This window comes from Caulobacter sp. GW821-FHT10A10, assembly GCF_059415745.1.
Window position 1 is genome coordinate 110,138 of the sequence record NZ_JBWKNV010000004.1, and the last position, 13,458, is coordinate 123,595.

The 13,458-nt window shown below is 72.0% G+C and carries 13 protein-coding genes; 10 read left to right on the top strand and 3 right to left on the bottom strand.

Features of this window, described 5'->3' with window-relative positions:
• The first annotated feature begins 57 nt into the window (after positions 1 to 57).
• Genes AC07NS_RS12685 through AC07NS_RS12730 form a run of 10 tightly spaced genes read left to right on the top strand, consistent with a single transcriptional unit; the run spans position 58 to position 9,416 of the window.
• Positions 58 to 1,956 (top strand): TonB-dependent receptor plug domain-containing protein, encoded by a 1,899-nt coding sequence (locus AC07NS_RS12685; protein ID WP_494603669.1) that lies wholly within the window; start codon positions 58 to 60, stop codon positions 1,954 to 1,956.
• Positions 1,956 to 2,942, top strand: coding sequence for a threonine-phosphate decarboxylase CobD (cobD, locus tag AC07NS_RS12690; RefSeq protein ID WP_494603671.1), 987 nt, complete (start codon positions 1,956 to 1,958; stop codon positions 2,940 to 2,942). Before AC07NS_RS12685 ends, cobD begins: the two co-directional genes overlap by 1 nt.
• Entirely contained in the window at positions 2,939 to 3,556 is a 618-nt protein-coding gene (cobO, locus tag AC07NS_RS12695) for a cob(I)yrinic acid a,c-diamide adenosyltransferase (RefSeq protein ID WP_494603673.1), read from the top strand. Before cobD ends, cobO begins: the two co-directional genes overlap by 4 nt.
• Positions 3,553 to 4,410: an ABC transporter substrate-binding protein gene (locus tag AC07NS_RS12700; protein WP_494603674.1), complete on the top strand. Its 858-nt coding sequence runs from the start codon at positions 3,553 to 3,555 to the stop codon at positions 4,408 to 4,410. Before cobO ends, AC07NS_RS12700 begins: the two co-directional genes overlap by 4 nt.
• A complete protein-coding gene (locus tag AC07NS_RS12705; protein ID WP_494603676.1) occupies positions 4,407 to 5,393 on the top strand; it encodes a FecCD family ABC transporter permease in 987 nt (328 codons plus the stop codon). Before AC07NS_RS12700 ends, AC07NS_RS12705 begins: the two co-directional genes overlap by 4 nt.
• Positions 5,390 to 6,172, top strand: a complete 783-nt coding sequence (locus AC07NS_RS12710; protein ID WP_494603678.1) for an ABC transporter ATP-binding protein — start codon at positions 5,390 to 5,392, stop codon at positions 6,170 to 6,172. The genes AC07NS_RS12705 and AC07NS_RS12710 overlap by 4 nt, the downstream gene beginning before the upstream one ends.
• Positions 6,165 to 7,124 (top strand): adenosylcobinamide-phosphate synthase CbiB, encoded by a 960-nt coding sequence (gene cbiB, locus AC07NS_RS12715; RefSeq protein WP_494603680.1) that lies wholly within the window; start codon positions 6,165 to 6,167, stop codon positions 7,122 to 7,124. The genes AC07NS_RS12710 and cbiB overlap by 8 nt, the downstream gene beginning before the upstream one ends.
• Positions 7,121 to 8,146: a nicotinate-nucleotide--dimethylbenzimidazole phosphoribosyltransferase gene (gene cobT, locus AC07NS_RS12720; RefSeq protein ID WP_494603682.1), complete on the top strand. Its 1,026-nt coding sequence runs from the start codon at positions 7,121 to 7,123 to the stop codon at positions 8,144 to 8,146. The genes cbiB and cobT overlap by 4 nt, the downstream gene beginning before the upstream one ends.
• On the top strand, positions 8,143 to 8,901 hold the full coding sequence (cobS, locus tag AC07NS_RS12725; RefSeq protein WP_494603684.1) for an adenosylcobinamide-GDP ribazoletransferase: 759 nt from the start codon (positions 8,143 to 8,145) through the stop codon (positions 8,899 to 8,901). The genes cobT and cobS overlap by 4 nt, the downstream gene beginning before the upstream one ends.
• The gene (locus AC07NS_RS12730; RefSeq protein ID WP_494603686.1) at positions 8,898 to 9,416 is read left to right on the top strand and encodes a tyrosine phosphatase family protein; all 519 of its coding nucleotides are present in this window, start codon (positions 8,898 to 8,900) and stop codon (positions 9,414 to 9,416) included. Before cobS ends, AC07NS_RS12730 begins: the two co-directional genes overlap by 4 nt.
• Here AC07NS_RS12730 and AC07NS_RS12735 read toward each other — a convergent pair.
• Genes AC07NS_RS12735 through AC07NS_RS12745 form a run of 3 tightly spaced genes read right to left on the bottom strand, consistent with a single transcriptional unit; the run spans position 9,406 to position 13,457 of the window.
• Entirely contained in the window at positions 9,406 to 10,401 is a 996-nt protein-coding gene (locus AC07NS_RS12735; protein WP_494603688.1) for a Csu type fimbrial protein, read from the bottom strand. The two genes, AC07NS_RS12730 and AC07NS_RS12735, sit on opposite strands and share 11 nt — an antisense overlap.
• Entirely contained in the window at positions 10,376 to 12,772 is a 2,397-nt protein-coding gene (locus AC07NS_RS12740) for a fimbria/pilus outer membrane usher protein (RefSeq protein ID WP_494603690.1), read from the bottom strand. The genes AC07NS_RS12735 and AC07NS_RS12740 overlap by 26 nt, the downstream gene beginning before the upstream one ends.
• Entirely contained in the window at positions 12,750 to 13,457 is a 708-nt protein-coding gene (locus tag AC07NS_RS12745) for a fimbrial biogenesis chaperone (RefSeq protein ID WP_494603691.1), read from the bottom strand. Before AC07NS_RS12745 ends, AC07NS_RS12740 begins: the two co-directional genes overlap by 23 nt.
• Position 13,458 lies beyond the last annotated feature (1 nt).

Sequence of the window (13,458 nt, forward strand, 5' to 3'; positions counted from 1 at the left end):
TCGGTCCGGGCGTGTTCACGAGAACACGCTCCTTCTTGTCGCGCACGGAGGAATGACATGCGCCCTGTTTCCCTGCTGGCCCTGATGGCCGCAGTTCCCGCCCTGGCCCTGCCGGCCTGCGCCTTCGCGGACACCGCCTCGGCGGTCGACGAAGTGATCGTCACCGCCAGCCGCGCGCCCGAAAAGCAGTCTGAGACGGCGGTCGCCACCACGGTGATCGACGCCGCCAAGCTGGAGAGCGTCCAGGCGGTGATCATCTCGGACGTGCTGGCCCGCACGCCCGGCGTCACCGTGACCCGCAACGGCGGCGTCGGCACCACCACCCAGCTGCGCATCCGCGGGGCCGAGACCGACCAGACCGTCGTGCTGATCGACGGAGTCAAGCTGAACGACCCGTCCTCGACGGGCGGCGGCTACAACTTCGCCAACCTGCTGGCCGGCGACGTCAGCCGCATCGAGGTGCTGCGCGGCCCGCAGTCGACCCTGTGGGGCAGCGAGGCCATCGGCGGCGTGATCAACATGCTGACCAAGACCCCGACCGGCGACCTGGCCACCGACGTCACCGTCGAAGGCGGCTCGCGCGACACCGCCTACGGCCGCGTCGGCGTGGGCGCCGGCGGCGACTGGGGCGGCTGGCGTCTGGCCGGCGGCTACTACACCACCGGCGGCGTCTCGGCCTTCGACAAGGCCTATGGCGGCAAGGAAAAGGACGGCTATCGCAACTACGGCCTGTCGGGCCGCGTCGACCTGAAGCTGACCGACTGGGCGACCCTGGACCTGCGCGCCTACTACGCCGACTCCAAGGCCGACGTGGACGGCTTCCCGGCCCCCGCCTACAGCTTCGCCGACACCAACGAGTACGCCAAGACCAAGGAAATCCTGACCTACAGCGGCGTGCGCATGACGGGCTTCGACGGCGTCCTGGAGAGCCGGGTCGCCCTGGCCTACACCCAGACCGATCGCGACAACTTCGATCCGGACTCAAGCGTTCCCAAGACCTTCGACGCCAAGGGCACCAACGCCCGGCTCGAATACCAAGGCACCTGGACGATCAGCGAGACCCTGCGCGCGGTCTTCGGCGTCGAGAGCGAGCGCTCGTGGTTCCGCACCGCCTCGCCGGCGACCTATGACCCCAACCCGACGCCCGACCGTCACGCGGCCAACCTCGACAGCGCCTACCTGCAACTGCAGGCCAAGCCGGTCGCGGGCCTGACCCTGACCGGCGGCGTGCGCCGCGACGACCACTCGGCCTTCGGCGACGCCACCACGGTGCAGGCCGGCGCGGCCTATACCCCCAACGCCGGCGCGACGGTGTTCCGGATCAACTACGGTGAAGGCTTCAAGGCCCCGTCGCTGTACCAGCTCTACAGCCCCTATGGCCTGACGACGCTGAAGCCGGAAGAAGCCGAGAGCTGGGACCTGGGCGTCGAGCACAGCCTGCTGGACGGCCGCCTGCGCGGTTCGCTGACCTGGTTCACCCGCGACGTGACCAACCAGATCGACTTCGACTCCCTGACCTACCTCTACGCCAACATCGCCAAGGCCAAGACCGACGGCGTCGAGCTGGAAGCCAGCTTCAAGGCCACCGACCGCCTGACCTTCAGCGCCAACTACACGGACATGAAGGCCCAGAACCGTTCGGCCGGCTCGACCTACGGCAAGCGCCTGGCGCGCCGCGCCGACGAGACCGCCACGGTCGAGGCCGACTATGCCTGGACGAACGGCCTGAAGACGGGCGTCAGCGTCCAATCGGTCGGCGACAGCTTCGACAACGCGACCAACACCCGCGTGCTGAAGGGCTACACCCTGGTCGATCTGCGCGCCTCCTACCCGGTGAAGGAGGGCTTCGAGGTCTATGGCCGCGTCGAGAACCTGTTCGACGAGGACTACGAGACCATCTACCGCTACGGCTCGCTGGGCCGCGGCGCCTTCGTCGGCCTGCGGGCGAAGTTCTGATGAGCGGTTCGCCGTCGTCCCTTTCCGGACACGGCGGCCGCCTGGCGGCGGCGCGGGCGCGTTTTCCGGATGCGCCCGCGCCTTGGCTGGACCTGTCGACGGGGATCAATCCCCGCCCCTATCCGGTTCCCCCCCAGGCCTTCGAGGACTGGGGCCGCCTGCCCGATCCGGCCGACCTGGCCAAGCTCGAAGCCGTCGCGGCGAAGGCCTTCGGCGTGGACGACCCCGCCCGGGTGGTCGCCGTGCCCGGCAGCGAGACGGCGATCCGCCTGCTGCCCAAGATCCTGCCACGAGGTCGGGTCAGCCTGCCGGTTCCCACCTATTCCAGCCATCCGCTGGCCTGGCGGCGTGTCGGTTCCGAGGTCGTGGCCGATCCGGACGAGGCCGACCTCTGCGTGGTGGTGAACCCCAACAATCCCGACGGCCGCAACCTTGCGCCCGAGGCGGTGCTGGCGCTGGGCCAGCGCGGCGCGGTGGTCGACGAGGCGTTCGTCGAGTGCGAGCCGTCGCTGTCGGTCGCAGCCTTCGCCGGCGCGCCCGGCCATGAGCGGCTGATCGTGCTGCGCTCATTCGGCAAGTTCTACGGTCTGGCGGGCCTGCGACTGGGCTTCGTGATCGCCCGACCCGCCCTCGCCCGCCGCCTGCGCGAGACGCTGGGCGAATGGCCCCTCTCCGCCCCCGCCCTTGCGGCGGGCCTAGCGGCCTATCCCGACACCGCCTGGGCGAACGCCGCGCGCGCCAGCCTGGCCGACGACGCCGCGCGGCTGGACGCCCTGCTTGTCGGCGCCGGTTTCGAGGTGGTCGGCGGGACAAGCCTGTTCCGCCTGGCCCGCGCTGCCGACGCCCCGGCCCGCTTCGAGGCCCTGGCGCGCGCCGGGATCCTGACGCGGCCCTTCGATCACGACCCGAGCCTGCTACGCTTCGGCCTGCCCGGATTCGACGCCGACTGGTCGCGCCTGGCGGCCGCCCTGGAGATACCGCGATGAGCCCCTCCGATATTGGCGACGCCAACGAGCAGCACGCCGAGGCCATGCGCGCCCTGAAGGCCGAGCGCGAAGAGCTGATGAAGACCAAGACCCTGGAGAAGGGTCTGCTGCTGGTTCACACCGGCGACGGCAAGGGCAAGTCCTCGGCCGGCTTCGGCATGGTCGCCCGCTCGCTGGGATGGGGCATGCAGGTGGGCGTGGTGCAGTTCATCAAGGGCAAGTGGAAGACCGGCGAGCGCCTGTTCTTCAGCCGCTTTCCCGACCAGGTGCGCTACCGCGTCATGGGCGAAGGCTTCACCTGGGACACCCAGGACCGCGAGCGCGACGTCGCCGCGGCCAAGGCGGCGTGGGAGGAGAGCAAGGCGATGATCGCTGATCCGACGCTCGACTTCGTGCTGCTGGACGAGATCAACATCGCCCTGCGCTACGACTATCTCGACATCGACGAGGTGGTGGAGGTGCTGAAGGCCCGCCCCAACGACAAGCATGTCTGCCTGACCGGCCGCAACGCCAAGCCGCAGCTGCTGGAGATCGCCGATCTGGTCACCGAGATGACCCTGATCAAGCATCCCTTCGAGCAGGGCTTCAAGGCCCAGCGCGGGGTGGAGTTTTGACTGACCTCGGCAGGCGTGTCGCGCTCGGCGCGGGCCTTGTCGTCGGCCTTGGAGCGTCCGCGCCCTGGGCGCCGGTCAAGAAGCCGCGCCTCGTTTCGCTCAATCCGTGCCTGGACGGCGTGCTGGTCGAGGTCGCCGATCGCGACCAGATCGCGGCGCTGAGCCACTACGCCCGCGATCCGCAGCAATCGAGCATCGCGCAGCGGGCCAAATCCTATCCGATCACCTACGAGAGCGCCGAGGAGGTGATTGCCCTGCGCCCCCATGTGGTGCTGAGCGCGGCCCACTCCTCGCCGGCCACCCGCGCGGCGCTGAAGCGCCTGGGCGTGCGGGCAGAGCTCTTCAAGGTGCCCAACAGCTGGGCCGAGAACCAGGAAGACATCCGCCGCATCGCCGAGGCGGCCGGTCATCCGGAGCGCGGCGAGGCGCTGATCGCCCGCATCGACCAAGCCCTGGCCGCCGCCGCCCCGTCGCCGGGATCCAGGCCGCTGGAGGCGCTGGTCTTCCAGCCCAACGGCTTCGCGGCCGGCGAAGGCACGCTGGTGGACGAGATGTTGACCCGCACGGGCTTCAAGAACGTCGCCAGCCGCTACGGCCTCAAGAAGTGGGGCAACGTCTCTCTGGAGCGGCTGCTGGCCGATCCGCCGCAGGTGCTGCTGGCCGGACAGGCCCGTCCGGACGCCCCGACCTGGGCCGAGCGGATGCTCAACCACCCCGCCCTGGCCAAGGTCAGCCATCGCATGACCCGCGAGACCTTCCCCGAGCGGCTGCTCTATTGCGGCGGCCCGACCCTGATCCACACCGCCGCCACCCTGGCGGCCGCCCGCCGCAACGCCCTGAAGGCCCGCGCATGAGCCATAATCGCCGAACCTGGCTGCTGATCGCGGGCCTGCTGCTGGCCGTGACGGTCCTCTTCGGGCTGTCGCTGATGAGCGGCCGCGTCTGGGCGCCGTGGAGCGCCTGGGTCGATCGATCCGACCCGCGCTGGGCGATCATCTTCGAACTGCGCCTGCCGCGCACCGTGCTGGCCGTGGCCATCGGCGCGGCGCTGGGCATGTCGGGCGCGGCCATGCAGGGCTACACCCGCAACCCGCTGGCCGATCCGGGCGTGCTGGGCGTGTCGTCGATGGCGGCGCTGGGGGCGGTGATGAGCCTCTATCTGGGCCTGGCCTTCACCGCGACCTGGCTGCTGCCGGCCTGCGCCATCCTCGGCGCGGCCGTGGGGGTCGGACTGATGCTGGCCCTGGCCGGCACGACCGGCGGCACGGTGACTTTCCTGCTGGCCGGGGTGATCCTGAACACCGTGGCCAGCGCCGGCGTCGCGCTCGCCCTGTCGCTGGCCCCCAATCCATGGGCGGCGCAGGAGATCATCAGCTGGCTCCTGGGCTCGCTGGCCGACCGCAGCGTCGACGAGGTGCGGCTGGCCGTGCCGCTGATCGTGGCCGGCCTTGCTGTGCTGCTGACCCTGCCGCGCTCGCTGGACGCCCTGACCCTGGGCGAAACTGGCGCGGCGGCCCTCGGCGTCAACCTGTCTGCGGTGCGGGTGCTGCTGGCCGTCGGCGTCGGCGTCGCCTCGGGCGCCAGCGTCGCCGTCACAGGCCTGATCGGCTTCGTCGGCCTGATCGCCCCGCACCTGGTGCGGCCGCTGGTCGGGCACCGGCCAGGCGCCCTGCTCATCCCCTCGGCCCTGGTCGGCTCGGCCCTGGTGCTGGCGGCCGACATCATGGTGCGCCTGACCCCGTCGGCCGCCGAGATGCGGCTGGGCGTGGCCACGGCCGCCGTCGGCGGGCCGTTCTTCCTGGCCCTCCTGATCACCATGCGCCGGAGGCTTGCATGAGCGCCGCACTGCTTTCAGCCCAGAATCTGAGCGTCGCCTTGGGCGGCCGCCCGGTACTGCAGGGCGTCAGCGCAGAGTTCCATCCCGGCGAGGTGACCGCCGTGGTCGGCCCCAACGGCGCGGGCAAGTCCACCCTGCTGGCCTGCCTGGCGGGCCTGCGCAAGCCAGACGCCGGTAGTGTGATCCTGGGCGGCGCGCCCCTGGCCTCGCTGGCGCATCGCGAGCGGGCGCGGCGCATCGGCTTCCTGCCGCAGACGCCGGAGGTGGCCTGGGCTGTCGATGTCGAGACCCTGGTGGGCCTTGGCCGCACGCCGCACAGCGGCGCGCGCGGTCTCTCCGAAGCCGACCACCTGGCCGTGGCCAAGGCCCTGAAGCAGACCCATCTCGAAGACCTGGCCCTGCGCGAGGTCAAGAGCTTGTCGGGCGGCGAGCGCGGCCGGGCCCTGTTCGCCCGGGTGCTGGCCGGCGAGCCGTCGTGGCTGCTGGCCGACGAGCCGCTGGCGGGGCTGGATCCCGGCCATCAGCTCGACGCCGTGGACCTGATGCGCGACTTCGCCGCCAAGGACGGCCAGGGCGTGGTCATGACCCTGCACGACCTGGCCGTGGCCGCGCGCCTGGCCGACCGGGTGCTGGTGCTGGTGGACGGCAAGCTGATCGCCGACGGCCCGCCGCGCGAGGCCCTGACCCCGGATGTCCTGGCCAGGGCCTACGGAGTCACGGCAAGGGTGGTGGAGGGCCAGACCGGCCCGCTGATCGAACTGGTCGGACGCCATGGCTGAACCGCTGCTGCTCGCCCCTCCGCTGGCCCTCGTGATCGAGGCCCTGGTCGGCTATCCGGCGAGCCTGCACGCGGCCATCCCCCATCCGGTCACCTGGGTCGGCAAGGCCATCGACGCCCTGGAGCGGCGCTGGAACCGGCCGGAGACCTCGGAGCTGCGGCGGCGAGAGCTGGGCGTCGTCACCGTGGCGCTGCTGATCCTCGGCGCGGTGCTGATCGGCGGCGCGCTGGAGTCGATGTTCGACAGCGGCCTACTGGCGACCCTGGCGATTGCGCTGATCGCCACCCTGGGCCTGGCCCAACGCAGCCTGCACCAGCACGTGATGGCCGTGCTCGACCCGCTGGAGGCCGGCGACCTGCCCGCCGCCCGTATCGCGGTCGGCAAGATCGTCGGGCGCGACGTCGAGGAGCTGGACCTGCACGGGATCACGGCGGCGGCGCTGGAGAGCCTGGCCGAGAGCTTCAACGACGGGGTCGTGGCCCCGGCCTCGTGGCTGACCCTGTTCGGCCTGCCCGGCCTCTTCGCCTACAAGGCGGTGAACACCGCCGACAGCCAGATCGGCCACATGGAGCCGCGCTGGCGATCGTTCGGCTGGGCGGCGGCCCGGACCGACGACGTGATGAACTTCGTCCCCGCGCGACTGGCGGGGGCCTTGATCTGCCTGGCCTCGGGTGCGCGCGGCGGCTGGGCGATCATGCGCCGCGACGCCCGCAAGCACGCCTCGCCCAACGCCGGCTGGCCGGAGGCCGCCATGGCTGGATCCCTCGGCGTCAAGCTGGGCGGCCCGGCCCGCTATGACGGCGAGGCCACGGAGCGTCCGAGCTTCGGCGACGGCCGCGCGCCCGACCTGACCGACCTGCGCCGGGGCCTGCGGATCTACCGCCGGTCCTGCGCCCTGCTGTGGCTGCTGGTGGCCCTGGCCTGCGCCGCCGGCTGGAGACTTGTGCAATGACCTTCACGCCCCCCGCCATCGCCGCCGTCGACCGCGCCCTGGAAGCGAGCTTGCGCGCCAAGCTCGACGGCAAGGCCAAGCCGCCGGGGTCGCTGGGCCGGGTCGAGGACCTGGCCGTCCAGCTGGGCCTGATCGAGGGGAGCCTCTCGCCCCGCGCCGCCCGCGCCGCCCTGCTGGTGTTCGCCGGCGATCATGGGCTGACCGAGGAAGGCGTCTCCAGTTATCCGTCCAGCGTCACCGTCGCGATGGTCGGCCTGTTCCTGAGCGGCCGCTCCAGCGTCAGCGCCTTCGCCAAGGCCACCGGCGTGTCGGTGAAGGTGGTGGACGCCGGCGTCGCCGCAGAACTGCCGGCCCATCCGGACCTGATCGACGCCAAGGTGCGTCAGGGCGCCCGCAACGCCGCCCGCGAAGCCGCGCTGACGCCGGAAGAGACGGCGCTGGCCCTGACGCGCGGGATCGAGATCGCGGGTCGCGCCCTCGAAGCGGCCGATGTGCTGGCCATCGGCGAGATGGGCATCGGCAACAGCTCGGCCGCGGCGCTGGTCATGCACCGCCTGGCGCCGGCGCCGCTGGAGGCCTGCGTCGGCCAGGGGACGGGGCACGACGAGGCTGGTCTGGCCAAGAAGGCCGCCGCCATCGGCCGCGCCGCCGCCCGCAGCGACGCGACCGAGCCCTTCGCCGTGCTGGGAGAGTTCGGCGGTTGCGAGATCGCCATGATGGCCGGCGCGGTGCTGGGCGCGGCCGCGCGCCGACGGCCGGTGCTGGTGGACGGCTTCATCGCCACCGCCGCGGCCCTGGCGGCCGTGCGTCTCGTCCCCGAGGCCCTGGACTACTGCGTCTTCGCCCACGGTTCGGCCGAGAAGGGCCACGCCGCGATGCTGGCCGCCCTGGGCGCCGAGCCTCTGCTCGACCTTGGCCTGCGGCTGGGCGAAGGCACCGGCGCGGCGCTGGCCGCCCCCCTGCTGGCGGCGGCCGCCAACCTGCTGACCGAGGTCGCCGACCTCGCCGACGTGCTGGGATGATCGGCCGGCAGGTCCAGCTGCTGCTCTGCGCGGTGCAGTTCCTGACCCGCCTGCCGACCCCTGCCCTGCGCGGCTTCGAGCCCGACTGGATCACCCGCTCGGCCCGCTACTTCCCGCTGGTCGGCCTGCTGGTCGGCGGGCTCTGCGCGCTGGTGCTGCTGGGCGCGAGCCAGGTGTGGGACGGCTGGGTTCCGGCGATCCTGGCGCTGGGCGCGGGCTTCCTGCTGACCGGCGGTTTCCACGAGGACGGCCTGGCCGACACCGCCGACGGCCTGGGCGGCGGCCAGACCCGCGAGCGGCGGCTGGAGATCATGAAGGACAGCCGGGTCGGGACCTACGGCGTCCTGGCCCTGCTGGTCGTGCTGGGGGCCAAGACCGCGACCCTGGCGACGCTGACGCCCCTGAACGCCGCCCTCGCCCTGCTGGCCGCGCACGGCGTCGGACGCGTCGCCGCGGTCGCCGCCATGGCCGCCTTGCCCCACGTCAGCGACCGGACCGACGCCAAGTACAAGCCCGCGCCCGACGGGGTGAAGCCGGCCGAGGTGCTGATCGCCGCCCTGCTGGGCGTCTGGCCGCTGTTGCTGGTTCCGCCGACCGCCGCCCTGGTCAGCCTGTCGCTGGCCGCCGTCCTCGCCATCGCCCTGGCCCTAGTGGCCCGCCGGCTGATCGGCGGCTATGTCGGCGACGTGCTGGGCGGGATCGAGCAGGTCGCCGAGCTGGGCGCGCTGCTGGGCCTGGCGGCGGTGCTGACGTGATCCTGGCGGTCTGTCCGCTGAGCCGGCTGGACCAGCACCTGGCGGCGCATCGGCCTTCGCACCTCGTCAGCCTGCTGTCGCCCGCCGCGACGCCGCCGGCGGTCGAAGGCGTCGAACGCCTTCACCTGAGCTTCCACGACATCACCGAGCCGCGCCCCGATCTCGTGACGCCGGACGCAGCCATGATCGCCGACCTGCTGGCCTTCGCCGACGGATGGACCGGCGAGCGCTCCCTGCTGCTACACTGCTATGCCGGGGTCAGCCGTTCGACGGCGGCGGCCTACATCCTGGCCTGCGTCCGCCGTCCCGACCGCGACGAGACGGATCTGGCCCAGGTGCTGCGGAGCCTGTCGCTTTCGGCTACGCCCAACGCTCTGATGGTCGCCCTGGCCGACGCGGCCCTGGGACGGGCGGGACGGATGTCAGCGGCGATCGAGGCGATCGGACGCGGCGCCGACTGCTTCGAGGGCGAGGCTTTCGCGTGGGATCTGGCTGAGAGCCTGATCAGTAGGTGACCGTTGCCACCACCTGGTCGCCGTAGGTCGCGGGCGCCGGTGTGGTCTGGGCCGGCACGCGCCCGTAGAGGGTCAGGGACTGGGCGCCGCCCGTGCCGGTTCCTCCCACCGTCTGGCCGGCCGTAGATCCCCACGGCGAGCCCCGCGCATTGTCCTGGTAGATGCCGTAGGTGACGTACTCGGTCCCGGCCTTCATCCGCCGCGCCGTGGCCGAGGTTCCCTGCTGGCCGTTGTCGAGGCCGATGGCGTAGGGCGTGTCCTTGGTGCAGGTCACCGACATCGCGCTCTGGGCGTCCTTGGCGGCGCTGAGCACGCCGGCGTTTCCAAAGGCGAGATTGCCGGTCGAGATCGTGCAGTCCGGGATCAGGGTGGCGCTGTAGGTGAAGGTCGCCGGCACGACCGCATAGCCGATGGTGACGCCGGCGCAGGTCAGCAGGTTCAGGCCCCAGAAGAAGTTCTGGCCCGTGAAGCTGGTCGAATAGGCGCCGGGAACGGTCGTGGCCGTGGTCGTCAGCCGCAGATAGACGGTCTGGTTGACGTTGATCGAGGTGCCTGTGCCGGGACTGGCGGTGATGGTCGGCACCGTGCCGAACACCAGCAGGGACGAAGATCCCCAGGGCTGGGTGCGGCCGGCGTCCTGATAAATCTGGAACGCCACGGTCGCCCCGCCGGGACCGACCAGATAGCGTCCGCCCGAGCCGTTCGAGCCGCCCGAACCCGCATCGAGATTGGGGCACAGGGTGTAGGAGAGCAGCGAGCCCAGCCCGGTGCAGCTGAAGTTCAGGTTGGCCGTGGCGTCCACGGTCCCCGCCGTCAGCGGGCTGAGGGTCGAGCCCAGATTGACGCTGGTGACCGAGGCCGTGCAGCTGGCCGCGGCCTGGGCCGAGGACGGCGCGCCGAACCAGACGAAGGCGGCGACCAGCAGGCCGGTCAGGGCGACGAGACGCGCCCGCCAGATCCTAACGACAGACGGCGTCGACCACATGCCGGCCTCCCTCGCTGGCGGCGCCGATCACCAGGCGCGCGAAGCATTCGTTTCCATCCTCGACGACAACGCGCAGGTCGGCGTCTTCGCCCACCCCGGTCAGGAACGCCTGGCCGTCATAGCCGACGATGACCCGCTCGGCGACGCCGGCGCGGATCACCTCGGCGCCGGGCGGCACGAAGCTTCCGTCCGGACGGCGCAGGGTCAGCAGCACGGCCGGCGGGCTCTTGCCCACGCCGAAGCGGACGATGGCGCCGCCGTTGGCCATCGGGACCACGCTGCGCTCGGTCTGGGCGGCTTCCAGCTCCAGCGGCAGGTCCTGGCTGTCGATCGACAGGCGGTTGACGTCGAAGGCCTCGAGATTGCGCACCAGCAGGCGGCCGTTGCGGTCGCTGCGGCCGACCTTCTGGTTCTGGTAGAGCACCGGCACGTCGGGGGCGCCGACCTCGACCAGGGCGAACGAACCTTCGAGACGGTTGGTGGTCGCCGCGACGCCGCCGAGCCAGGCCACCGCGCCATCGACCTGCAGTTGGCCGCGCACCGCGCCGTCGGCGTACTGGGCGGCCGCCGAGACGCGGGCGTTGCGGCCGCGATAGGCCGCCTGCCCCTCGAAGCCCTGGTGAGCGCCCTGCTCGATGCGAGCCCGCCAGCCATAGGTCCCGTCGGCCTGGGTCTCGGCCCGGCTGGCCTCGACGAAGGCGGTGGTGTCGCCGCCCTGTACCTGCACGCCGGCCGACGAAGAGCTGCGCGAGCCCAAAGGCACCGACAGGCCCAGGAAGGCGCCGGTGTCGCGCTGTTCTCCCCGGCTGACATAGCCGGTGAGGTAGGCCGTCAGGCGCTCGCCGAAGGTGTGGCGCAGGGAGCCGCTCCAGACCTGGCGGCGCGGGCCGGCAGCGGCGGTCTGGGCGCTGTAGGAGGCGCTGGCCACCGGCGCTTCGCCCTTGCGCATCAGCAGGGCCAGCCGCAGAGGCGTCGAGACGGTGAGCTGGTCGATGGCGCGCGGCGGCTCGTCGCCGCCCATCTTCCAGTTGCGATAGAACGAGGGGCGCGAGGTCACGGCGGCCAGGTCGCGGTACCCCTCCGTGGCGCGCATGCTCATGCCCGACAGGTAGAAGCCGGCGAAGCGGCTGTCGAAGACCACGGCCGCCAGCGCGCCGCTCTCGTCGTCGGTCCGGCTGGCCGCGAACGAGCCCGACACCACGCCCAGGCCGCCGACCTGGGCCGTCAGGCCGCCGCCGCCCTGGATCAGGCCCGCGCCGGCCTCGACATGGCCCTCCACCGTTAGGGCGTCGAGCACGCCATAGCGAAGGCTGGCCGAGGCGATGGGCGAGCCTGCGTAGTCGGCCGACTCGACGCCGAAGCCCCGACGCGCGAAGCCGGCCTCGGCCGAGAAGTCGGCCAGGCCCTTGCGCAGCAGCAGGGGCGTGGCGAAGAACGGCGCGCTGACGGCCACTTGCCGCCCGGCGGCGTCGTTCAGGACCAGGCGCACGTCGCTGTAGCCCTGGCCCGGCGGCAGGCCGTCGATCTCGATCGGACCAGCGCCGACCGGCCGGCTGAGGATCCGGGTGTCGTTGACGTAGAGCTCCAGCGTCGAGGGCGCGGCGGCGGTTGTGGCCAGGCGCGGCGACGGCATGGTGACGATGTCGGGGCGGATGGCGAAGTCGCGCCGCAGCTGGAAGCCGGCCATGCGGATCGGCCGGGTCCAGGCGAAGCCGCCGTTGATGTAGTCGCCCGCCTTCAAGCCCATCATCCGCCGGGGCTCGAACCAGGACCAGGTCGTGTCGAGCCGCACGATCCGTCCTGTGTCGCCGACGCGGCTGGCCGCCACGCTGCTGGAGAGGGTTCCGAAGCGGCCGAAGACGCGGCCGTCGAGCGCCAGGCCCAGCGACTCCACACCCAGGCCGTCGCTCTCGTCGACCTGGCCGCCGTCGGCTGAGAACACGTAGTTGAGCACCGCGCCCAGGTCCTGGCGCGGCGTCCCGGCCGCATCGCGGTGGGCGGCCAGGTTGAAGCGCTGGATGGCGAGCAGGTCGATGTCGGCATTGACCATCAGCCGCTGGCCGAGGTCGTCATAGGCCGCCGACAGCCCGCGGAGGGCGGACAGATCCACCAGCCCCGCGCCGCTGGCGGTCAGGCCGACGGCGCGCATCTCGTCGGCGGGCATCTGCAGGCGGCCGTCGGCCTCGCGCGCGACCGCGGCCACCAGACCGGTGTTGCGTCCGTTGATCCAGACTTCCAGCTGAAGGTCTTCACGCATCGTCTCGATCGCCTTCAGATCCGGCAGCGGCAGGTCCTGAGCGGAAGCCGAGGTTCCCAAGGCGGCGAAGGCGAGACTGAGGGCGACCGCTTCAGTCGCTCTTGAGCGGCGCATCGATTGGCCCGGTGTCGGTGTCGGCGATCAGCCGCACGCCGGCGGCGGGCTGGAACGCCCCCGCGGGCCAGGAGACTTCCGCTCCGGGCAGGACATAACCCACAAGGCCCTTGCGTTCGGCAAGGACCGCGCCGCTGGCGTCGCCGATACGCAGGTTGGCCAGGCGCAGGCGACGGGTTCCGGTGTTGCGCCCGACGAGAGCCGCGCCGCCGTCCTCGGACGGCCGCAGACGCCACTCGATCTTGGGCCGCTCGCGACCGGAACCGAAGAAGAGAGGGATGGAATGGCGCATCAGCAGCGTCACCTGCCGGCCGGTCTCGCTGAGCGGCGGCGGCAGTTCATCGACGATGAGGCGATAGGACTCCTCGCCTTCCGGCGGGCGGCCATCGAGCCGCACCACCCGCACCGTACGGCTGGCGCCCGGATCGACCTTGGCGATCGGCGGACTGACGACGACGCCGGTGGCGGGCACCAGCACGTCGCGGCCGTTGGCCTGGGTCCAGCGGAAGACGCGGATCTGGACGTTCAGCGCCGCCGTGTCGTCGTTTTGCAGCGTCAGGGTGGTCGCGTTCTGGCCGGCAGGCAGGTCCAGGCTCACCGGGCTGACGCGCAGCGACGCGGCGGTCGCTTGCGCGCCGCCGAGCGCGGCCAGGGCCAGACCGGCCAGGAGAGCGACCGCGCGCATG